Here is a 20,831-nt window from a genome sequence, read left to right as displayed (position 1 = left end):
TAACCGAGTAAGGACGTTATCATGAGCTCAGCAAATTCATTGAGAGTACTCGAATTAGAGTCTCAAGTTGAGGTATTGGAGCGCTTACAGTTACTTTCTAATTTTGGCTCAAGTTTAGTTACAGTAACGGGTGTTGAAGGTGCAGGTAAAACATGGATAGCTCAGCGCTTCCTTGAAGCTTGGGCTGAAGACAAAAATCAGGCGCTGCTGATGTGTTTCCCTAATCAGGATGATGAGCAGCGTCGAGCCACCATTCTCTCCCAACTATCATCTCAGTCATACTTTGATCCTACGCTATCTTTGTCTGATACGATTACAGAGTTTTACGGTTCTGACAGCTGCAATATTGTCATTGTTGTTGATGATGCTCAGTTGTTATCTGAAGCATTAATTTCAGAATTATGGATGTTGGTTCTTGAAAGCCAAAATAGGACGAATTGGTCTATTAATGTTGTTCTCTTTTCGCTACCAAATCTACTTGATCCTCTATTAACTCGCTTGAGTTATGGTCAGGAGCAAAAGCCTGTTGATGTTGAGATTGATTTGCTTTCTGATGATGATGCCGATCGTTTTTTTGAATTTCATGTAATGCGATATGTTGAACCAAATCTGGAGAAACGTGTACGAAACGCGTACAGTAAGGTTAGAAAAACGCCCGGGAATATCATGGCTTTAGGGGAGCAAAAAATGGAAAAACGTGTCGTTATTCGCTCGATTATTGGTTCACCCATCAACATTGCAATTATTATTTTACTCCTACTACTGCTCATTGGCGGTGGTTATTACTGGATGCTTCGCGATGGGATTGATCCTGCGGCAGTTCTTGGAAAAAGAGAACAAACCGCGATTCCTACGTTATCTGATGAAGCACAAGAGAACGATAAAGAAACAGACCCTCTGGATGGCAGTGGAAGCACCCTTGAAGACGGGGTAAATGACGACTCGAATGCATTACCGCCAGACGTCGCAGAGACAAAAGATCAGGTCGGTATAGAAGACAGTAATCAGAAGAGAGTCGTGATAAGCTCAGACGTTGTCGACGCGTTGATTGGTGGGGAGCAACCACCAGCCGTTGAGGATACTCAGGATCAGGCACCAGAAAGCAAGCCGATACACATGGATCAAAGTGCTGAGGCTGATGCGGTTCAAACACCGAGTGCCCCACAAGCTGATGTAAATCATTCGCAACCAACTGCTGAGCAAAAAACAGCACAGGATATTTCATTCTCGTTCGCTCGTGATGAGTTGATGGCAATGTCTGATCGAAGTTACACGTTGCAATTGGGTGCTTTTAATACTTTGCCTGAAGTTGAGAAGTTTATTGAACAATATAAGTTACAAGGTGAAGTGAATGTTTATCCAACCACTCGTAATGAGCAGCAATGGTTGATTGTAACGTACAAAAACTATCCTACTATTCAGTCAGCAAGGGATGCAGTGGCCTCTCTTTCTTCTGAAATTCAGAGACTGGGCCCATGGGCAAAATCGTTACGTCAGGTGCACCGTGAAATTGAACGGGCGAAATAAACTGAGCTTAGGCGGAAAATATGTTACATTCCGCAACCTTGTTGTGTTTGGTGAAGAAGAATTAGAGCGGTAAATGAAAAAGCAGCGTGCCTTTCTTAAATGGGCGGGTGGAAAATATAGCTTAGTTGAAGATATTAAGAGACACCTTCCGGCTGCTGAGGTTCTGGTTGAACCTTTCGTTGGCGCTGGTTCTATTTTTCTCAATACAGATTATGAGCGGTATATCTTGGCGGATATTAACCCTGACCTCATCAATCTGTATAACCTACTTAAGAATGATCCGACTTCTTATATCAAAGAAGCAAAACGTTGGTTTATCGCGGAGAACAACCGCAAAGAAGTCTATCTCGATGTTCGTAAGCAGTTTAACGCAACCGATGATGTGATGTATCGCTCATTGGCGTTTTTGTATATGAATCGTTTTGGATTTAATGGGTTATGCCGTTACAACAAAAAAGGGGGATTCAACGTCCCTTTTGGTTCGTATAAAAAGCCCTATTTCCCAGAGGCTGAGCTGGAGTTTTTCTCTGAAAAAGCACAGAAAGCGAATTTCATCTGCTCTGGATATCTGGATACTTTCGCTCAGGCAAAGCAGGGCGCAGTCATTTATTGTGATCCACCTTATGCTCCTCTCTCAACAACCGCAAACTTCACTTCATATGCTGGCGGTGGATTCTCACTGGATGATCAGGCTGGGCTAGCTAACGTGGCCGAAACAACAGCTTTAGAGCGTGGCGTTCCAGTTCTTATTTCTAATCATGATACCGTTTTAACCCGTCGCCTATATCATGGCGCTAAGTTAAATGTGGTCAAAGTCAAACGAACTATTAGTCGTAATGGTGCCGGTCGCAATAAAGTGGATGAGCTTTTAGCGCTGTTCGCTGCTGCGAATAACGCGAATCTTTGATCCTGACCAAGTTGCTTTGTTGCCATAGTACTAGGAACTCAACGAGTGCTTCTGTAGAATAAACGGCCTACGATCAAATCCTGTGACTTGTGAGAACCGATATGACTGATTTTCTGATCGCCCCTTCAATATTGTCTGCTGATATGGCTCGTCTTGGTGAAGACGTAGATAAAGTGTTGGCCGCTGGAGCGGATGTTGTTCATTTTGATGTAATGGACAATCACTACGTACCTAACCTGACGTTTGGTGCCCCGATATGTAAGGCGCTCAGAGACTACGGAATAACGGCTCCGATTGATGTGCATTTAATGGTAAAGCCTGTCGACAGAATTATTCCTGACTTTGCGAATGCTGGTGCTTCTATGATTACATTTCATGTTGAGGCATCTGAGCATGTGGATCGCACTCTTCAGTTAATTAAAAGCCATGGCTGTAAAGCTGGGGTGGTATTAAATCCAGCAACGCCTTTAAGCTATCTGGATTATATTATGGATAAAGTTGATATGATTCTGCTTATGTCTGTCAATCCAGGATTTGGTGGTCAATCGTTTATCCCTCACACTCTTGATAAACTTAGAGCTGTAAAACAAAGAATTATTGAATCTGGACGTGACATCAGACTCGAAATCGATGGTGGCGTTAAAGTCGATAATATCAGAGAGATCGCCGAGGCTGGCGCTGATATGTTTGTTGCTGGATCCGCTATTTTTGGTCAGCCAGATTATGAAATAGTCATTGCCGAGATGCGTGCCGAGTTAGCTAAGGTGAATAGCAACTAGGCATTAAATACAAAGTCTTTCATTCTTTCGGTAGACTTTTTTACTAAGGGCTTGATAGCATCAAAGGATGTATCAAGCCCTTTTTATTGGGCGATAGAAGTGAGATTAACTGATAATGCCTTTAACAAACTTAAAGCTAATTGCGTTCGATTTAGATGGAACAATCATTGATAGCGTGCCAGATTTGGCTATCGCGGCCGATAAAGCAGCAAAAGAGCTGGGCTTTCCGGGAGTGGAAGAAGAGCAAGCGCGCGATTATGTCGGGAATGGCGCGGATGTTTTGATTGCTCGTGTATTAAGTCAAAGTTTACATATTGATCCTTCACTTTCAGAAGAAGTGCGTAAAAAGGCTCGTGTCTTGTTTGATGACTATTATGAAGAAACGCAACATCAACGCAGTCGCCTTTACGCTGGCGTTAAAGAGACAATTCAGCAATTATTTGAAGCAGGCTACACACTTGCAGTTATCACAAACAAGCCATCTCGTTTTGTCCCAGAGATATTGAAACAGCACGATATTATTCAGTATTTTACGGATATTATCGGCGGTGACCGATTCGAAACTCGTAAGCCAGATCCGATTGCGCTGAACTGGGTACTGTCCAAGCATCAACTGACTGCAGAGCAAATGCTCATGGTTGGGGATTCGAAAAATGACATTCTAGCAGCGCAAAATGCGGGCTGTGAGTCGTTTGGTTTAACCTACGGTTATAACCACGGTGAGCCTATCTCATTATCCAAACCAACCTACACTGCAGACAACTTTGCTGATTTACTTAAAGTTGTACTTAAATAAGTCGAAAAAATCGTAATCGAACTAGTAATATACTCGTGAATGAGTACACTGCTAGTTCTCGATTTTAATCGTGGTAACGACCTTTATTATTTTATATATGTAACAAGGAAATCATACAAATGAGCAAGCCCATCGTATTGAGTGGTGTTCAACCTTCAGGTGAACTAAGTATTGGTAACTACTTGGGTGCTCTACGTCAATGGCATCAAATGCAAGACGATTATGATTGTCAGTACTGTGTAGTCGATCTACATGCGATTACCGTAAGGCAAGATCCAAAAGCGCTGCATGAAGCAACGCTGGATGCACTGGCAATTTGTCTGGCTGTTGGAGTAGATCCGCAGAAAAGTACGTTGTTTATCCAATCTCACGTACCGGAGCATGCTCAGCTTGGTTGGCTTCTTAACTGTTACACACAAATGGGCGAACTGAGCCGGATGACTCAGTTTAAAGATAAATCTCAGCGTTACGCGAACGATGTAAACGTTGGCCTGTTTGATTATCCAGTATTAATGGCGGCAGATATTCTGCTGTATGGAGCGAATCAGGTGCCAGTAGGTAGTGACCAGAAACAGCACCTGGAACTTGCTCGTGATGTTGCGACCCGATTTAACAATATCTACAGCCCAGATGCACCTATTTTTACTATCCCTGAGCCGTATATTCCACAGGTTAATGCGCGTGTAATGAGTCTTCAGGATGCGACTAAGAAAATGTCGAAATCGGACGATAACCGTAAAAACGTTATTACGTTATTGGAAGACCCTAAATCGATTATCAAGAAGATTAATAAAGCGCAGACAGACACTGAAACACCTCCGCGTATTGCTCATGATATTGAGTCAAAAGCAGGGATTTCTAATCTGATGGGACTCTATTCTGCAGCGACTGGTTTATCTTTTGCGGATATTGAAGCTAAATATCAGGGTGTAGAAATGTATGGTCCTTTCAAAAAGGATGTCGGTGAGGCGTTAGTTGCTATGTTAGAACCAATTCAAAGTGAATATCGCCGTATCCGTGAAGATCGTGCCTATTTGGATAGCGTCATGAAAACTGGTGCAGAGAAAGCGTCAGCACGAGCGGCTGAGACTCTTAAGAAAGCTTTCGCTGCCGTGGGTTTTGTCTCTCGAGTTTAATTCATTTCATTAACGTTATAGCATCAAGCCCCAAAAGGTCACTAGTACTTTTGGGGCTTAGTTATTTTATGGTGTTTTTTCTGATTTAACTCAGGCAAAATAGCCGTCCTGCGGTCAACAGCCTGATTTAAGTTATGTTATTAATTATCGATAATTACGATTCATTTACTTACAACCTTTACCAGTATTTCTGTGAATTAAATGCTGATGTGAAGGTTATTCGTAATGATGAGATCGATATCGCGGGAATCTCGGCGTTAAACCCTAGTCATTTGGTGATATCCCCTGGTCCTTGTACGCCAAATGAAGCGGGAATATCGTTAGAAGCCATTCGACACTTTGCGGGTCAACTCCCTATCTTAGGGGTATGTCTTGGTCATCAGTCAATTGCTCAGGCATTTGGAGCCAAAGTCGTGCGTGCCCGTAAAGTTATGCATGGTAAAACATCGCCAATTGTTCATACTAATCAAGGGCTGTTTAAAGGACTGAATAACCCACTCACTGTTACCCGTTATCATTCTCTTATTGTTCAGGCAGACTCTTTGCCGGACTGCTTCGATATTACCGCTTGGACGCAAACTCCTGATGGCAGCATCGACGAAATTATGGGCTTTCAACATAAATCCCTGCCGCTGGATGCAGTTCAGTTTCATCCTGAATCGATCAAGACGGAACAAGGTCATGAGCTACTAGCAAACTTTCTATCTAAATGACTTTTTATTCTTCACTCCATACTCGTTCTGATACGAATTAATCGGTTACCCCATAATTCTCAATTGCGAAGAAAATGAGAAAAATAAATCAATAATTTCCCATTTTTAGTGCATAAATAATCATATTGGTATATTTTTAAGTCTTCTGACTCGAATTGGATACAATTGTTCTGAGTTGGGCTTAATTTAAATATGTTATTTGTAAATTGACTTAATATCTGAACAAGTTTTCATCTATACTCGATAAGAAATAATAAGTTAAATGCAAATATCTCAATGAGAGGGAGAATGTAATGTCAGCGGGTACGTCGGTAGAGCGCAGTTTGTTTGATGAAGTGATGGTTCCATGCTACAGCCCGATGGAGATGATCCCAGTGAAAGGTCAGGGATCGAAACTGTGGGATCAGGATGGGAACGAATATATCGACTTTGCCGGAGGCATCGCTGTTAGCTGTCTTGGTCACTGTCATCCAGTTATGGTTGAGGCGTTAACAGCACAAGCGCATAAAGTTTGGCATTTGAGTAACGTCATGACCAACGAACCGGCATTACGTCTAGCAAAAAAATTAACCGAGCTGAGCTTTGCTGAGAAAGTCTTCTTTGCCAACTCAGGAGCAGAGGCGAACGAAGCGGCACTTAAATTAGCTCGCCGTTGGGCTGCTGATAACTACGGCGCAGAAAAGTCTGAGGTGATTGCCTTTTATCAAGGCTTTCACGGTCGTACATTCTTCACTGTCACCGTTGGTGGTCAGGCAAGTTACTCTGATGGTTTTGGTCCTAAGCCCGGTAACATTACTCATTTACCTTATAATGACGTTGAAGCTCTTAAAGCGCATATTTCTGATAAAACGTGTGCCGTTATGATGGAGCCTTTGCAGGGCGAAGGTGGGATCATTTCTCCAACGGATGAATTTGCAAAGGCTGTCAGAGAGTTATGCGATCAACACAATGCACTGTTGATTTTTGATGAAGTTCAGACTGGTAATGGTCGTACTGGTGATTTTTATGCTTATCAGGGACTGGGTGTTACTCCTGATATTTTGAGCACAGCAAAATCACTTGGTGGTGGGTTCCCTATTGGTGCAATGTTGACTACGGCGAAACTTGCTGAACACTTCAAAGTTGGTGTACATGGCTCTACTTATGGCGGTAACCCATTAGCATGTGCTGTAGCTGAAGCTGTAGTCAATGAAATCAGTCAGACATTGGTTCTGGATGGTGTTAAAGAGCGCGAAGCGATATTTCGTGAAGGACTAACCAATCTGGCTGAGAAGTACGGCATTTTCAGCGAAGTACGCGGCAAAGGATTATTGCTGGGTACTGTGATGAGTGAAAAATATGAAGGTAAAGCACGCGATATCCTCATTGCCGCAGGTAAGCAGGGACTCCTTGTTCTCGTTGCAGGCCCAAATGTGGTTCGCTTTACGCCGTCGTTAGTGATCAGTAAAGAAGATATTCAGGAAGGTTTAAACCGACTGGAGAAAGCTATCGCATCCATTGTTGCGTAAGCTTATTGTAGGTTGAGGTGTATTGCCTCAACCTTTTTAAGGGGGGATCTGTCTATGTTGGTTGTTCGTCCCATTACTATGTCAGACTTTCAGGCGCTACATCAATGTGCTATTGATTCTGGACATGGTTTCACATCATTACCGGTCAATGAAGATCTTTTGACCCGGCGTATTCAACATTCCGAATACAGCTTTGCCAAGCAAGATGTCACCAGCCCCACTGATGAGGGCTACCTTATGGTTGCTTTTGATTCTGAGACGAATAAGATTGTCGGAACAACAGGAATTGAAGCCGCTGTCGGGTGGGATCATCCGTTTTACTCTTACCACATCAGTACTCACGTACATTCATCGCGTAAACTAGGGGTCAATAAGGTCGTCAAGCTGCTGACTCTGGATAACAACTATACGGGGTGCAGTGAATTATGTACGTTGTTTCTTCAACCTGATTATCGGCAAGGACTGAATGGACGGTTTTTGTCTAAATGTCGTCTGCTCATGCTGGCTCAACATCCGCAGCGTTTTTCCTCTACCATCATTGCGGAAATGAGAGGCGTGTCTGATAGCGAAGGTAACTCACCATTCTGGATGTGGTTGCAGAAGCATTTTTTTGATATCGACTTTACGTTAGCAGACTATCTTACAGGGATAGGTAATAAAGGCTTCATTGCGGATTTGATGCCCAAAATGCCAATCTACGTTAATTTACTGAGTGATGAGGCACAGGCTGTTATTGGTGTTGTGCATGAGTATACTCGTCCAGCATTAAGGCTTCTTGAGAAAGAAGGGTTCACCTGTCGAAATTATGTCGACATATTTGATGCAGGTCCCACCGTTGAATGTGATTTGAAAAATATTGAGTCTGTTCGTCATTCCTGTGAATTAAAGGTCTATATTTCAGATAATCACACTGTTAAAAAATCGCCATTGTTCGTAGCAAATACGAAGTTTGAACAATTCAGGGCGGTACTTATCACTTCTGACTACGATCTTGAGGCTGGTTATCTGGTGGTGAATCAGGAAGCGGCTGATCTATTGTTAGTTGAAGATGGAGATAAAGTAAGGGTGTTGGTCCAACTAAGCTGAGGAGGCTCTATGTCACTTTACATAGCGGGGCATTGGCAACAGGGATTGGGAGACTCTTTTCACTCCTATGAACCTTACTCGTCTGTTTCTGTGTGGGATGGAAACGGAGCAAGTCAAGAGCAGGTAGAAGAGGCGATCGCCTCTGCACGAAATGCGTTATCGACTTGGAAAAAAAGACCATTTCAAGATAGAGAAAAGATCGTTTTACGCTTTGCGGAAGAAGTGAAAAATCACGCCGATGAGCTTGCGCAAATTATTTCGAGAGAGACCGGTAAACCATTTTGGGAAACCAAAACAGAAGTAGCGGCAGTGTCAGGCAAAATTGGATTATCGATAGACGCTTATCATCAGAGAACGGGGCACAGCACTCAGTCTAATAATGATGTCGAGATCACTGTTACACATCGTCCTATCGGTGTTCTTGCGGTATTTGGAGCTTATAATTTTCCCTGTCACTTACCCAATGGACATATCGTACCTGCGCTTTTAGCGGGGAATACTGTTGTCTTTAAACCATCTGAACTTACTCCGCTTAGTGGTGAAAAGATGGTCCGGTTATGGGAATCGGTTGGCCTACCAAAAGGAGTTTTAAATCTGGTTCAAGGAGCAAAAAATACGGGAATAGCTCTGGCGAACGCCAAAAACATCGATGGTTTATTATTTACAGGAAGCGCGGACACCGGACAAATCATTCATCGTGCATTCGGAGGTTATCCTGAAAAAATGTTGGCTCTGGAAATGGGAGGCAATAATCCTCTGGTTGTGACCGAAAAGGGCGGTGATTTTTCTTCAGTGGTGTATCAGATCATTCAATCTGCTTATTTGAGTTCCGGACAAAGATGCACTTGCGCAAGACGCTTACTGATTCCAGATAGTGAATATGGTGACCAACTGATAGAGCATCTTTGCCTGGCGATCCAGTCGATCAGAATGGATCAACCTTTTGCTCAACCACAACCGTTTATGGGGCCACTCATATCGGCAGAGGCAGCAAAAGCCTTGGAACGAGCTCAAAAGCACCTCTTGTCCATTGGCGGTAAGGCTCTGGTCCTCGGTAAACTAGGACCATACGGTTTCTTCTCACCAGCGTTAATCGATGTTACCGACATCAATCAGTTACCGGATGAAGAGTATTTTGGTCCTCTGCTTCAGGTTATCCGTTATGATCAATTTCCTCATGCTGTTTCTATAGCAAATGATACTCGATTTGGTTTATCAGCAGGTTTAATCTCGCTTTGTGATCAGGAATGGAATGACTTTCAGGAAACCATTAGGGCTGGAATTGTAAATCGAAATAGACCATTAACCGGGGCGAGTGGAAGTGCTCCATTTGGTGGTCCCGGAGCGTCAGGAAACTATCGTCCTGGAGCTTATTATGCGGCTGATTATTGTGCTTATCCTATGGCGTCTATGGCAAGTAAAACGCCCCAATTACCCGATGTTATGACGCCAGGTTTAGATCATTTTGCGAAGTAATCATGTTATCTGAGGAGCTATTTATGGAAGCGAAACAGTTGTTCGATCTGTTGTGGCAGGATTATGTTATGCGTCTATGTCCCTCCGCATTAAATGTTCATGATTTACTCCAGGAAGATACGCCGCTAATAAATGACCATATTGCACTACGTACATTTAACTTAGCGCCTGTAAGTCTGGATACCTTGGCTAAACCGTTTTTGGATTTAGGTTATCAGGTTGGAGGGAATTACGTATTTGAAGGTAAGAAGCTAAGGGCGCAGCATTTCGAACACAGGGATAACTTGTTACCTAAAGTGTTTATTAGTGAATTATTAGTAGAGCAGTGCAGTTTTGCCACACAACGAATTATTCATTCGTTTATTGCTCAAATTGACCGAGAAAAATTAAACAACCCTGGTTTCCTTGCGCAAGGGCGGATGTGGAATGTCAGTATTGATCAATATTTAGAATTGGCTAAAGAAACCGAATATGGGGCCTGGGTTGCAGCTCATGGTTATGGAGCGAACCACTTTACGGTCAGTGTTAATCAGTTAAAGAGATTTGCGGAAGTCGGTGACGTCAACGCGTTTTTAAAAAGTAAGGGATTTGCTATCAATACGTCTGGTGGCGAAGTAAAAGGTACACCGCAAGAGCAGCTCGAACAGTCATCGACTATGGCGGATAGAGTGGCGGTCTCCTTTTTGGAAGGTGAGTTATATGTTCCAGGGGGATTTTACGAATTTGCCAAGCGATATCCAATGAAGGATGGTCATCTTTATCCTGGATTCATCGCGGCCTCTGCAGATAAAATTTTTGAGAGCACACACCGCTAGATAGCAAAACGCCACCTAAGCGGTGGCGTTTTGATTTTGATAAGCTGTAAATCGAACGATTAGCGTGTTCCGTATACAACGATGGTTTTGCCGTGAGCTGAAATTAAGTTTTGCTCTTCAAGCATTTTCAGAATACGACCAACGGTTTCACGTGAACAGCCAACGATTTGACCGATTTCCTGACGAGTGATTTTAATCTGCATACCGTCTGGGTGAGTCATAGCGTCAGGTTGTTTTGCTAGATTCAATAATGTCTGTGCGATGCGTCCTGTTACGTCAAGGAATGCTAAGTCGCCCACTTTTTGGCTAGTAACCTGAAGACGGCTAGCCATTTGACCGGACAAGCGCATCAGGATATCTGGGTTCACCTGAATTAACTGGCGGAATTTCTTGAATGAAATTTCAGCTACTTCACAAGGGGATTTTGCACGGACCCAAGCAGTACGTTCCTGACCTTCTTCAAACAGGCCAAGTTCGCCAATAAAGTCGCCTTGGTTAAGGTAAGAAAGGATCATTTCTTTACCTTCTTCATCTTTGATTAGGACGGCAACCGAGCCTTTTACTATGTAGTAAAGAGTTTCTGCCTTCTCACCAGCATGAATCAGTGTGCTTTTAGAAGGGTATTTATGAATATGACAGTGTGAAAGAAACCACTCTAATGTTGGATCGGTTTGAGGTTTACCTAGAACCATAATATCTCTCTTCCTCTGCAGGGTATGCTTGCTGCTTTCCGTGTTGTAGCGAGCCAAATATTGAACACTTAGCATAAAAGCTAACAACGGAGCCTGCAAGCTAAGTTCTGTTTCGCTATAAGATAGTATCCTTTTTTGACTTGGATTTCTTGACTTTAATCGTGTGACATCGGCAATTTTTTAAGCAAAAGTGTGCACATCGTCACGCTATAGAAACTAAGTTATCAGGATGGCGTACTAATTAAAATATTTGTCGGTGTTATCAACTTTGTCAAATCAATGACTAACTGATTTTTCCTGTTTCAATAAGTTGTTGCAGAAGAGGTCGAACGATTAGCTCCATCGCGAAGCTCATCTTACCGCCAGGCACAACAATGGTATTGTGTCGCGACATAAACGATCCGTCTATCATGGCGAGTAAGTAGGGAAAGTCGACGTTTTTGATTCCACGAAAACGAATCACAACGAAGCTCTCATCAAGACTAGGAATACCTTTCGCATTCAGTGGGTTTGAGGTATCGACTGTCGGTACGCGTTGAAAGTTGATATGAGTTCGTGAAAACTGCGGTGTAATGTAGTTTAGATAGTCGTCCATTGAACGGACAATGGAATCCATGACCGCTTCTCTGGAATGCCCTCTATCCCGGGTATCGCGCACGTATTTTTGAATCCATTCAAGGTTAACAATCGGGACCATGCCGATTATAAAGTCAACATGCTGGGCCACATTGACATCACCATCAACTACCGCACCATGTAAACCTTCATAAAAGAGTACTTGCGTTTCTTCTGGCAAATCTTGCCAGGGAGTAAACGTTCCAGGCATCTGATTGTAGGGTACTGCTTCATCAAAACTATGTAGATAGCGGCGAACTTTGCCTGTTCCTGAGCGGCCGTACTCTCTAAAAAATTCAGCTAATGAAGTGAAGTCATTGGCCTGAGGACCAAAGTAACTGATGTGGCGTCCTTGTTCACGAGCTTTTCGAATTTCTACGTCCATTTCTGGGCGGGTAAATCGATGGAAGCTGTCGCCTTCAACCCATGCTGGTTTGATTCGCATCATATTGAACATTTTGCGAAACGCTTCGGAAGTTGTGGTTGTGCCTGCTCCCGATGAACCAGTAACCGCGATGATAGGGTGTTTTGCTGACATGACATTCCTTTGTCTGAACGAAGAAACTACCAATTGGACGCTACTATAACACGAATTATATGTGAGTCATTGTTTCGACTCTCATTTTAAGTTAAGTTCGTCGTTATCATCTGCATTGTTGAATATCGATAGACTCGTGTAGCTCTGAATATACAATCACGGCTTTACCTGACTTAAGTTGCTGTTTTACCTGAGCAACTTTGTCCTCTAAAGATATTTCGCTTTCACCGTAATCTGTTCCTTCACGAAGAACAAATTCTCTTACTAAATTGTCCAGTGTTTCCGGATCAATTTGTTCCCAAGGAATGTTCATAAAACAACATCTTCCTAACTAAAATGGACTCATGAAACCGTATGGTCTCTGAGTATATTATCAAAGTATAGCGGTAAGCTACGCTCAAGCCAAAAGTTGAGCCTTCCTTGATACTTTTCGATGAAGCCTACGTGACCGCCATGCTCTGTCAGATAATAAGAGATAGGATTGGGCAATGATTCTTTGAGGATCACATCGTGGTCCATAAATGGGTCATCATTCGCGTGGATAATCAGAGTGGGAATATCGATATTTTTGATACGAGGTCTTGCAGAACATTGCGAATAGTAGTCTTCTGCGTCTTTAAATTGGTGAAGAGGTGCGGTGAGAAGATCATCGAACTGGCGGAGCGTTTTTACTTGAGTGATTTGTTCCCGAGTAATGGGGAGAACTGCCGATATTAGATCTGATTTATTCAGTGCATTCTTTTTAAGTGAGCTCAGAAGATACGTTTGATATATTTTTGAGATCCCTTTATTTACTCGGTTCGAACACGAGGAAAGAGCAAATGGAGCAGAGACAATTGCAGCGCTGTTTAAGAGCGTATGCCCGGCATATTCATAAAGATAATTGGCCAGCATATTTCCGCCCAGCGAAATACCAACAGCGACTTTAGGATTGTTTGGAAAGCGCTTGTGAATATATTCCAAAAATACCCGCGGATCTGATGTCTGTCCGGAATGATAGGCGTGAGCGTAATTATTTGAGCGGCCACTACAACCGCGAAAATGCATCATAGTCGATAGCCAGCCTAGTTGAGAGAATGCATGCATTAAACCATTGGCATAAGGACTATAAAAGCTCCCTTCTAGGCCGTGGAAAAGGACAAAAATAGGCTTATCCGAGGCATATTTACCCGTTGGCGGTTCACTCCAGGCCAAATCAACAAAATCGTCATCAGGTAGAGTCAGTGTTTCCCAAAACGGAGAGAATAATGGCTGACGTCTAAGTAACCTGGGAACGATGGTTTGCAGGTGAGTATTTGAGAGATACGGAGCCGGATGAAAGGCTGGTATAAAGGGTAATGATTGGCTCATTGTTTTTGTTGATTATTTTGGACCGGTTTTGCAAATATATCAGCTAAGTTATCAGCCGTCAGCTGCATGCAGTATCTAGTCGTAAGTAACCCTTTGTCTTCATTGCGTAATCGATAAGTCAGATGGTTTGCACATTCGACTAAATCGGCTTGCTGTTGTTTTTCCAGCTCTAACTCAAATTCCAAAGATTGACGGTATATCGTATCTGGTACATGCGTTTTTAGCTGACGGCGCAGTTGGCGAAAATCATGTAACAGAACATCAGAACGATGTAGACATTCGAGCAATAAGTGCCAGTCATTATCGCCTATAGCGACATTATGCGTATCGAGGTACTTCAATAGCAAGATTAGATTTACGTTGCCATTAAAGCGGTTTTGAAGAGAAAGGCACGCTTCTTTTACTGCCCGAACACTGTAGTATTGCAGGCTGAACTGCCACAAATTTTCTAGTGTTAGTGATAAAGTTACGTGCCGTTCACTCATAGGCTGTTAAACTCCTGCTCCATCTCTTCGAGAGTCTCTTGTTTTTCCATCCAAGTGCCCTCGATGTCTTCTAACTCAGATTTAGCTTGAGCCTGAGTTGATAATACCTGAGTAAGTTTAGTCTTATTTTCTGCTTCATAAAGACAGCTATCTGACAATTCTTGTTCAGCATCACGTAATACTGCGTTTAATTTGTCCATTTGTTGTTCAAGCTTTTCAATATCTTTACGCAGTGGCGCTGTCTGCTTACGAAACTCAGCTTCTTTCCGCTTCTGTTCCTTTTTCGCAGCAGCACTATTCGTGGATGATTTTGCTTCTGGTTGTGCTTCACGTCGTTCGATTTTTTGCTGATCCGTGAGCCATTTGTAGTAGTCTTCCAGATCACCGTCGAATGTATCCGCTTTCTGATTATGTACCAGATAGAGATCATCTGTCGTCGCACGTAACAAGTAGCGATCGTGACTGACGATGACCATTGCCCCTTCAAATGTTTGCAGAGCCATTGTGAGAGCCTGGCGCATGTCGAGGTCTAAATGGTTGGTTGGTTCGTCGAGCAACAAAAGATTTGGTTTTTGCCATACGATGAGAGCAAGAACCAGTCGTGCTTTTTCTCCACCAGAAAAAGGGGCTACTTTCTCAAGTGCCTTATCACCCTGAAACCCAAAACTTCCCAAATAGTCACGCAATTGCTGCTCTGTCTGATCTGGAGCGATTTGCATCATATGTTGCAAAGGCGTTTCCTCTGGATGGAGTGTTTCGAGCTGGTGCTGAGCGAAATAACCAATATTGACACCTTGAGAGTAGGTAAGTGACCCATGAGTTGGTTTAAGCTCGCCAGACAGTAGTTTGATGAGTGTTGATTTCCCTGCCCCGTTACGACCTAATAAACCAATTCGGCTACCCGGAACCAGATTTAGTCTAATTTTCTCAAGGATAGTCGTATCTCCATAACCCGCGCTGACTTCATCCATCATAATGATAGGGTTTGGGAGAGCCGAAGGTTCACGGAATTCAAAGTTAAACGGGTTGTCAAATTGAGCTGGTAATACCTTCTCCATTTTTTCCAGAGCTTTGATTCGGCTTTGAGCCTGACGAGCTTTCGAAGCTTTGTAGCGGAAACGGTCAATATAGCTCTGCATATGAGCCATTTGTTTTTTCTGTTTCTGATACATTGCCTGTTGTAGCATCAACCTTTCAGCACGTTGATTCTCAAACGAAGAGTAGTTACCTGTGTACTCATTAAGTAACTCATTTTCAATGTGTAGGATACGATTTACTATTGGATCGAGAAAGTCACGGTCATGAGAGATGAGAACAAGCGTTCCCGGATAATTCTGTAACCATTTCTCCAGCCACATCACCGCATCTAAATCGAGGTGGTTGGTTGGCTCATCGAGTAAGAGTAGATCTGAACGGCACAGCAACGCCTGAGCCAGGTTGAGGCGCATTCGCCATCCCCCTGAAAAGGAGGTCAGGTTCCATGCCATTTGTTCTTGAGTGAATCCCAGACCATCAAGCAAACTTGCGGCTCTCGCTCTGATGCTATAGCCACCAATCGTTTCTATTTTACCGTGCAGCTCTGCAACTTTGGTTCCCTGATCTTTCTCTTCTGCGCTCTGTAACTGGCGCTCTAGTTCGCGATACTCTCGATCACCATCAATAACATATTCTATCGCTTGCCTTTCCAAGGCTGGGGTTTCCTGAGCCACCCAAGCCATTTCCCAGTTGGCGGGGCGGTTAAAACTGCCCATATCAACGGTTAATTCATCTTTTATTAAGGCAAATAACGTTGATTTACCACAGCCGTTTTTTCCCACTAAACCCACTTTATCGCCGGGATGTATGGTTGCTGAGGCATTGTTTAACAGTGGCTTACCGCCGCGTAATAACTGAATGTCTGAAAAGGTAATCATAAAATCTTACTGTCTGATAAGTGAGTCGAGAGAATATTAGGGGGATTTGGGATAAATGTCGATCATTCACCAATTTACGTTATGATTGCATAGTAGCATAGGTTAAGCCTCGAAAGGAGTCAGCAAAAGATGCAGGAAGCCCCGGTACCGATCCATCCCCGACCCAAAATTTTAGTTATCTATGCGCACCCAGAGCCTCATAATTCGGTTGCAAATCAATTGTTAATTAAGCAAGTTCAATCACTTGATCATGTTCTCGTGCATGATCTTTATGGCACATACCCCGATTTTTTTATTGATGTTGCGGCCGAACAAAAGTTACTGATGGCGCACGATATCATCGTTTTCCAACATCCTCTCTATATGTATTCATGTCCTGCGCTACTAAAAGAATGGCTTGATCGTGTCCTGAGTAAAGGGTTTGCATTTGGTTCCCAAACCGTTCTGCAAGGTAAAATTTGGCGCAGCGTCATCACTGCTGGGGGGAAAGAGGAAGCATTTGGTATTGGTGGTTATAACAAATATCCATTACGCGAAATCTTACAGCCCTTTGAATTAACAGCGGCATTGTGTTGTATGAATTGGGTTGAGCCTTTGGTGTTGTATTGGGCGAGAAACGTTAGTGATACAGAACGCCTTCAGCATGCTCAAATTTATCACAAATGGCTGTGTCATCCCTACGCAGAGCAGGGAGAAAGCTAATGGCCGGATTAACCACTGATTTTTTGCAAAGTGGCGCTATCTTTTTGACTGCAGCCGCTGTTGCTGTACCGATTGCTCAGCGTATGGGGCTAGGTTCAGTTTTAGGTTACTTATTAGCTGGAATCGTTATAGGTCCATGGGGATTGGGTTTAATTAGCGATGTTGACGCTATACTGCATTTTGCTGAGTTTGGTGTCGTCATGCTTTTGTTCTTAATTGGACTGGAGTTGAATATTAAAAAACTCTGGAAAATGAAAGGCCCTATTATTGGATTGGGCGGTGCTCAGGTTGTGGTGACATCAGCATTGTTATCGGTAATCATTTATCTTTTGGGCATGTCTTGGCAGAGCAGCTTAGTTGTCGGGATGGGGCTGGCATTATCGTCAACTGCGATAGCATTGAGGGTGATAGAGGAGCAAGAATTAGAACGCAGTGAAACAGGAAATTCAGGTTTTGCTGTTTTGCTTTTCCAAGATATCGCTGTGATTCCTATGTTGGCTATTTTACCTATGCTAGCGGGTAAATCTGGTGGTAGCTGGGTTGATGCTATCTGGATGTTATGTGGTATTGCAGGCATCTTACTTGGTGGGCGTTATCTTCTGAATCCACTCTTTCGTTATATCGTAATGAGTAAGGTTCGGGAATTGTTTACCGTATCGGCGTTATTGTTAGTGATTGGGATTGCTCTGCTGATGCAATCTCTCGGCTTATCAATGGCTCTTGGTACATTTCTCGCTGGTGTGCTTCTGGCTGAAAGTGAGTTTCGCCACGAGTTAGAAGTGTCCATTGAGCCATTTAAAGGCTTGTTACTTGGTCTGTTCTTTATTGCAGTCGGCATGTCGGTGGATTTGGGGCTGCTTCTTAAACAGCCAATACAGGTTTTATTGGCCGTGATCGCTTTGGTTTGCATTAAAGGTCTGGTTCTTTATTTGCTCGCGCTGTTTTTTGGGATTCGGACAAAAGCACGCAGTACGATGGCTGCGATATTGAGCCAGGGTGGCGAGTTTGCATTTGTATTGTTTACAGCTGCAGAAGGGCACGGATTGATTGAACATCAATCTTCGTCTTTTCTTCTTGTGGTGGTAAGTTTGTCGATGATGACAACACCACTTATCCTGTCATTGCAGCGGAAATGGTACGCATTGGGCCTCAATGCGATGGTGGATGATCTACCTATAGATGTTGAAAACCGTGAGCCTCGGGTAATTATTGCGGGTTTCGGGCGTTTCGGTCAGATCGTGGGACGTTTAATGTACGCAAATAAGATTAAAGTCACCGTCCTTGAAAGCGATGCAAGTCAAATTAAAATTCTGCGAAAATATGGGTATAACGTGTTTTACGGTGATGCTGCAAACTTAGAACTGTTGCGTGTCGCTGGTGCAGAAGATGCTGAGGCGATCATTGTCTGTACGGATTCCCCCGATGAAGTGATGAAAATAGTGAAGCTTTGTAAGGAACACTTTCCTAGACTTAAAGTTCTAGCGCGGGCTAGAAGCCGAGTAGAAGCGTATCAGCTTCTCAACGAAGGCGTCGATAAGTACTCAAGAGAAACGTTTCTTGGTGCGCTCGATTTAGGCAGGCAAACGTTGATTGAGTTAGGAATGCATCCATATGAGGCGAAAAGAGCCGAGTCACACTTTCGTCGGCTTGATAACGCTATGCTAAAAGAACTGCTACCGATGCATAACGAAGGTAAGCAGTTGTCTCTTCGCGCCAGAGAAGTAAGGAAAGAGTTGGAAGAAATATTTGCCAGAGAGATGGATAAAGACAAGCAATCGAATGACTTTTGGGACAGAACAGAGGATAAAAAAACAGGTGAAGACTAAAAAACGATTTATTGCCGGAGCAAAATGTCCTCAATGTGAAAGTGCTGATTCTCTACGTTGGTGGTCGATAAATAATATCGAATATGTAGAATGTGTAGAATGCGATTATCATGAACAGCGTGTTCCTAAGTCTTTAGAGATTTCTGAGCGTCAGTCAGAAGAGATGATCGGTTTTTTTAAGCCAGAGTAATTGAGTTTCTGCTACAGTTCTTCATAATACCGCTTTATTTTTTGCTCGCAGATGTGAGCTACTTTTAAACGTACCCAACGCCTTGGAGCTCGTATGAAAATTGAAAAGAACGTTGTTGTTAGTCTAGCCTATCAACTAAAACTGGATGATGGAGTTGTTGTTGACCAGTCAACAGTTGATGCGCCGTTAGACTACCTACATGGTCACAATAACCTAATCACTGGCCTTGAGTCTGAGCTGGAAGGTAAAGCTGTAGGTGATAAATTTACTGCTGTTATTGCTCCGGAAGATGCGTACGGTGAGCACAACGAAGCACTTGTTCAACGCGTACCTGCAAACGTATTCCAGGGTGTTGATCAGCTAGAAGTTGGCATGCGTTTTATTGCAGATACAGACCAAGGACAAATCCCAGTAGAAATCACTGAAGTTGATGGTGAAGAAGTCGTTGTTGATGGTAACCACATGCTGGCAGGTCAAACACTAACGTTTGATGTTGAAGTTGTTGCGCTTCGTGAAGCAACTGATGATGAGAAAGCACATGGTCACATCCATGGTGCACATGACCATGATCATGATGAAGAAGGCTGCTGCGGCGGTCACGATCACGATCATGAACACGGTGGTGAAGGCTGTTGTGGCGGCGGTCATTGTCACTAAGCATAGCTATTCATTTTTGTGAATAAACAATCAACACCTGCTTGTGAATTCAAGCGGGTGTTTTTATATAAACGTGGGGCAATATGGCGAACCTGAACAATATCTCAATTGCTATTCATGGCGGGGCAGACAGTCGAAGAGATCGTTCTGATAAGGAAATCGCAGTGATTGAAAAAACATTAGCTCAAGCTGTTAAGACTGGATATAGCATACTTAAGCAAGGTGGTAGTTCGACTGAGGCTGTTGTTGCTGCGATTAGTGTCCTTGAAGCAGCAGAACATTTTAATGCGGGTAAGGGGGCGGCACTGACTGCGCAGGAAATGGTTGAGTTAGATGCATCTGTTGTGGATGGTTCTAATGGTCATTTTGCTACCGTAAGCGGTGTTAGGCATATCAAGCATCCGATCCAGCTTGCTCAGATGGCGTTGCAAGCCTACCCCAATGCGATCTTAAACCGAGATGGGGCGGAGTCATTCGCTTTTTCCTCTGGGATTGATTTTACTGAGCAAGATTACTTTTTTACTGACGAAAGTTACGACAATCTCATGATGAAAAAGTCCAACCCCGATGCGGATCCTGCGTACATGGGTGGATCAGTTGGAGCCATTGCGCTTGATCAATTTGGTAATATGGCGGCTGCAACCAGCAGTGGTGGTGAGATAAACCGTTATCCTGGACAGCTACGTTATTCATCATTGGTAGGGAGTGCTATTTTTGCGCAAAATGAGATTGCAGCGATATCTGCATTTGATGTTGACGGGCGATCAATTGGTCCTTCTTTCGCCAGTGATATTGCAGGGAAAATTGCGCGAAAGGAAGATGATCTGGCCCATTCCTGTCGGGTGGCAACATCATCTAAGGCTTCCCAGATCGGTTTGATCGCAATTGATCAACGCGGTACTATCCTTGACGCATATCACGGAGTGGATATGTATAGGGCTAGCATTGATACACATGGTTCGTTGACGATAAAAATGAATCAGGATGATTAAGTATTGTTTAACTTATTGAATATTGTCTTTAGAACAAAAAGTTATTTTTTTATTACATATTTATGCTTAAAAAATGACTGCATGACAAGACATTCGGTGCTAGAATCCATTTTTAACTAGCAATCAGA

Annotated in this window: 21 protein-coding genes; 15 read left to right on the top strand and 6 right to left on the bottom strand. The window is 43.2% G+C overall.

Annotated features, from left to right (window positions below):
- The first annotated feature begins 21 nt into the window (after nucleotides 1-21).
- The 10 genes from EES38_RS18720 to EES38_RS18675 all read left to right on the top strand — a co-directional run bounded on the left by EES38_RS18720 (nucleotide 22) and on the right by EES38_RS18675 (nucleotide 10,743).
- Entirely contained in the window at nucleotides 22-1,527 is a 1,506-nt protein-coding gene (locus EES38_RS18720) for an AAA family ATPase (RefSeq protein WP_124938746.1), read from the top strand.
- Nucleotides 1,528-1,600: 73 nt separating this feature from the next.
- Nucleotides 1,601-2,434 (top strand): Dam family site-specific DNA-(adenine-N6)-methyltransferase, encoded by an 834-nt coding sequence (locus EES38_RS18715; protein WP_124938745.1) that lies wholly within the window; start codon nucleotides 1,601-1,603, stop codon nucleotides 2,432-2,434.
- A gap of 101 nt (nucleotides 2,435-2,535) precedes the next feature.
- On the top strand, nucleotides 2,536-3,213 hold the full coding sequence (gene rpe, locus EES38_RS18710; RefSeq protein ID WP_124938744.1) for a ribulose-phosphate 3-epimerase: 678 nt from the start codon (nucleotides 2,536-2,538) through the stop codon (nucleotides 3,211-3,213).
- 115 nt (nucleotides 3,214-3,328) lie between these two features.
- Nucleotides 3,329-4,009 (top strand): phosphoglycolate phosphatase, encoded by a 681-nt coding sequence (locus EES38_RS18705; protein ID WP_124938743.1) that lies wholly within the window; start codon nucleotides 3,329-3,331, stop codon nucleotides 4,007-4,009.
- A gap of 119 nt (nucleotides 4,010-4,128) precedes the next feature.
- Complete coding sequence (gene trpS / locus EES38_RS18700) at nucleotides 4,129-5,145, top strand: tryptophan--tRNA ligase (protein ID WP_124938742.1); 1,017 nt, start codon at nucleotides 4,129-4,131, stop codon at nucleotides 5,143-5,145.
- A gap of 134 nt (nucleotides 5,146-5,279) precedes the next feature.
- Nucleotides 5,280-5,858, top strand: a complete 579-nt coding sequence (locus EES38_RS18695; RefSeq protein ID WP_124938741.1) for an aminodeoxychorismate/anthranilate synthase component II — start codon at nucleotides 5,280-5,282, stop codon at nucleotides 5,856-5,858.
- A gap of 293 nt (nucleotides 5,859-6,151) precedes the next feature.
- The gene (locus tag EES38_RS18690) at nucleotides 6,152-7,366 is read left to right on the top strand and encodes an aspartate aminotransferase family protein (protein ID WP_124938740.1); all 1,215 of its coding nucleotides are present in this window, start codon (nucleotides 6,152-6,154) and stop codon (nucleotides 7,364-7,366) included.
- A 54-nt stretch (nucleotides 7,367-7,420) separates the two neighbouring features.
- Nucleotides 7,421-8,452, top strand: a complete 1,032-nt coding sequence (astA, locus tag EES38_RS18685; RefSeq protein WP_124938739.1) for an arginine N-succinyltransferase — start codon at nucleotides 7,421-7,423, stop codon at nucleotides 8,450-8,452.
- Between the two features lie 9 nt (nucleotides 8,453-8,461).
- Entirely contained in the window at nucleotides 8,462-9,928 is a 1,467-nt protein-coding gene (gene astD, locus EES38_RS18680; RefSeq protein ID WP_124938738.1) for a succinylglutamate-semialdehyde dehydrogenase, read from the top strand.
- A 23-nt stretch (nucleotides 9,929-9,951) separates the two neighbouring features.
- On the top strand, nucleotides 9,952-10,743 hold the full coding sequence (locus tag EES38_RS18675; protein ID WP_124938737.1) for a DUF1338 domain-containing protein: 792 nt from the start codon (nucleotides 9,952-9,954) through the stop codon (nucleotides 10,741-10,743).
- A 59-nt stretch (nucleotides 10,744-10,802) separates the two neighbouring features.
- Here EES38_RS18675 and crp read toward each other — a convergent pair whose 3' ends face one another.
- From crp to EES38_RS18645, 6 genes are all read right to left on the bottom strand, one after another.
- On the bottom strand, nucleotides 10,803-11,435 hold the full coding sequence (gene crp, locus EES38_RS18670) for a cAMP-activated global transcriptional regulator CRP (protein ID WP_077314098.1): 633 nt from the start codon (nucleotides 11,433-11,435) through the stop codon (nucleotides 10,803-10,805).
- A gap of 283 nt (nucleotides 11,436-11,718) precedes the next feature.
- Complete coding sequence (locus tag EES38_RS18665) at nucleotides 11,719-12,588, bottom strand: phosphoribulokinase (RefSeq protein WP_124938736.1); 870 nt, start codon at nucleotides 12,586-12,588, stop codon at nucleotides 11,719-11,721.
- 106 nt (nucleotides 12,589-12,694) lie between these two features.
- Nucleotides 12,695-12,901: a YheU family protein gene (locus EES38_RS18660; protein WP_124938735.1), complete on the bottom strand. Its 207-nt coding sequence runs from the start codon at nucleotides 12,899-12,901 to the stop codon at nucleotides 12,695-12,697.
- A gap of 29 nt (nucleotides 12,902-12,930) precedes the next feature.
- Nucleotides 12,931-13,917 (bottom strand): hydrolase, encoded by a 987-nt coding sequence (locus tag EES38_RS18655; protein ID WP_439333277.1) that lies wholly within the window; start codon nucleotides 13,915-13,917, stop codon nucleotides 12,931-12,933.
- A 17-nt stretch (nucleotides 13,918-13,934) separates the two neighbouring features.
- A complete protein-coding gene (locus EES38_RS18650) occupies nucleotides 13,935-14,423 on the bottom strand; it encodes a TIGR02444 family protein (RefSeq protein ID WP_124938733.1) in 489 nt (162 codons plus the stop codon).
- On the bottom strand, nucleotides 14,420-16,336 hold the full coding sequence (locus tag EES38_RS18645) for an ABC transporter ATP-binding protein (RefSeq protein ID WP_124938732.1): 1,917 nt from the start codon (nucleotides 16,334-16,336) through the stop codon (nucleotides 14,420-14,422). Before EES38_RS18645 ends, EES38_RS18650 begins: the two co-directional genes overlap by 4 nt.
- Before the next feature lie 129 nt (nucleotides 16,337-16,465).
- On the opposite strand from EES38_RS18645, the gene kefG reads away from it, so the two are divergent.
- The 5 genes from kefG (at nucleotide 16,466) to EES38_RS18620 (ending at nucleotide 20,703) form a co-directional block, all read left to right on the top strand.
- Nucleotides 16,466-17,038: a glutathione-regulated potassium-efflux system ancillary protein KefG gene (gene kefG, locus EES38_RS18640; RefSeq protein ID WP_124938731.1), complete on the top strand. Its 573-nt coding sequence runs from the start codon at nucleotides 16,466-16,468 to the stop codon at nucleotides 17,036-17,038.
- Nucleotides 17,038-18,864 (top strand): glutathione-regulated potassium-efflux system protein KefB, encoded by a 1,827-nt coding sequence (gene kefB, locus EES38_RS18635; protein ID WP_124938730.1) that lies wholly within the window; start codon nucleotides 17,038-17,040, stop codon nucleotides 18,862-18,864. Before kefG ends, kefB begins: the two co-directional genes overlap by 1 nt.
- The gene (locus tag EES38_RS18630; protein ID WP_208020485.1) at nucleotides 18,854-19,054 is read left to right on the top strand and encodes a YheV family putative zinc ribbon protein; all 201 of its coding nucleotides are present in this window, start codon (nucleotides 18,854-18,856) and stop codon (nucleotides 19,052-19,054) included. Before kefB ends, EES38_RS18630 begins: the two co-directional genes overlap by 11 nt.
- Nucleotides 19,055-19,147: 93 nt before the next feature.
- Nucleotides 19,148-19,711 (top strand): peptidylprolyl isomerase, encoded by a 564-nt coding sequence (gene slyD / locus EES38_RS18625; RefSeq protein ID WP_124938728.1) that lies wholly within the window; start codon nucleotides 19,148-19,150, stop codon nucleotides 19,709-19,711.
- Nucleotides 19,712-19,794: 83 nt separating this feature from the next.
- Nucleotides 19,795-20,703, top strand: coding sequence for an isoaspartyl peptidase/L-asparaginase (locus tag EES38_RS18620; protein ID WP_124938727.1), 909 nt, complete (start codon nucleotides 19,795-19,797; stop codon nucleotides 20,701-20,703).
- The last annotated feature ends 128 nt before the right edge of the window (nucleotides 20,704-20,831 follow it).

This window comes from Vibrio viridaestus, from assembly GCF_003856525.1.
Classification (GTDB): Bacteria; Pseudomonadota; Gammaproteobacteria; order Enterobacterales; family Vibrionaceae; genus Vibrio; species Vibrio viridaestus.
Note: the sequence above shows the minus strand (reverse complement) of the source record. Positions and strands in the feature narration are given on the sequence as shown.

Bases quoted from the DNA above. Each gene is read 5' to 3' on its own strand.
- kefB (WP_124938730.1), top strand. From the start codon at position 17,038: ATGGCCGGATTAACCACTGATTTTTTGCAAAGTGGCGCTATCTTTTTG.
- slyD (WP_124938728.1), top strand. From the start codon at position 19,148: ATGAAAATTGAAAAGAACGTTGTTGTTAGTCTAGCCTATCAACTAAAA.
- crp (WP_077314098.1), bottom strand. From the start codon at position 11,435: ATGGTTCTAGGTAAACCTCAAACCGATCCAACATTAGAGTGGTTTCTT.
- EES38_RS18690 (WP_124938740.1), top strand. From the start codon at position 6,152: ATGTCAGCGGGTACGTCGGTAGAGCGCAGTTTGTTTGATGAAGTGATG.
- kefG (WP_124938731.1), top strand. From the start codon at position 16,466: ATGCAGGAAGCCCCGGTACCGATCCATCCCCGACCCAAAATTTTAGTT.
- astD (WP_124938738.1), top strand. From the start codon at position 8,462: ATGTCACTTTACATAGCGGGGCATTGGCAACAGGGATTGGGAGACTCT.
- EES38_RS18675 (WP_124938737.1), top strand. From the start codon at position 9,952: ATGGAAGCGAAACAGTTGTTCGATCTGTTGTGGCAGGATTATGTTATG.
- EES38_RS18645 (WP_124938732.1), bottom strand. From the start codon at position 16,336: ATGATTACCTTTTCAGACATTCAGTTATTACGCGGCGGTAAGCCACTG.
- astA (WP_124938739.1), top strand. From the start codon at position 7,421: ATGTTGGTTGTTCGTCCCATTACTATGTCAGACTTTCAGGCGCTACAT.
- EES38_RS18650 (WP_124938733.1), bottom strand. From the start codon at position 14,423: ATGAGTGAACGGCACGTAACTTTATCACTAACACTAGAAAATTTGTGG.
- EES38_RS18665 (WP_124938736.1), bottom strand. From the start codon at position 12,588: ATGTCAGCAAAACACCCTATCATCGCGGTTACTGGTTCATCGGGAGCA.
- EES38_RS18695 (WP_124938741.1), top strand. From the start codon at position 5,280: ATGTTATTAATTATCGATAATTACGATTCATTTACTTACAACCTTTAC.
- EES38_RS18660 (WP_124938735.1), bottom strand. From the start codon at position 12,901: ATGAACATTCCTTGGGAACAAATTGATCCGGAAACACTGGACAATTTA.
- EES38_RS18705 (WP_124938743.1), top strand. From the start codon at position 3,329: ATGCCTTTAACAAACTTAAAGCTAATTGCGTTCGATTTAGATGGAACA.
- EES38_RS18720 (WP_124938746.1), top strand. From the start codon at position 22: ATGAGCTCAGCAAATTCATTGAGAGTACTCGAATTAGAGTCTCAAGTT.
- EES38_RS18620 (WP_124938727.1), top strand. From the start codon at position 19,795: ATGGCGAACCTGAACAATATCTCAATTGCTATTCATGGCGGGGCAGAC.
- trpS (WP_124938742.1), top strand. From the start codon at position 4,129: ATGAGCAAGCCCATCGTATTGAGTGGTGTTCAACCTTCAGGTGAACTA.
- EES38_RS18715 (WP_124938745.1), top strand. From the start codon at position 1,601: ATGAAAAAGCAGCGTGCCTTTCTTAAATGGGCGGGTGGAAAATATAGC.
- rpe (WP_124938744.1), top strand. From the start codon at position 2,536: ATGACTGATTTTCTGATCGCCCCTTCAATATTGTCTGCTGATATGGCT.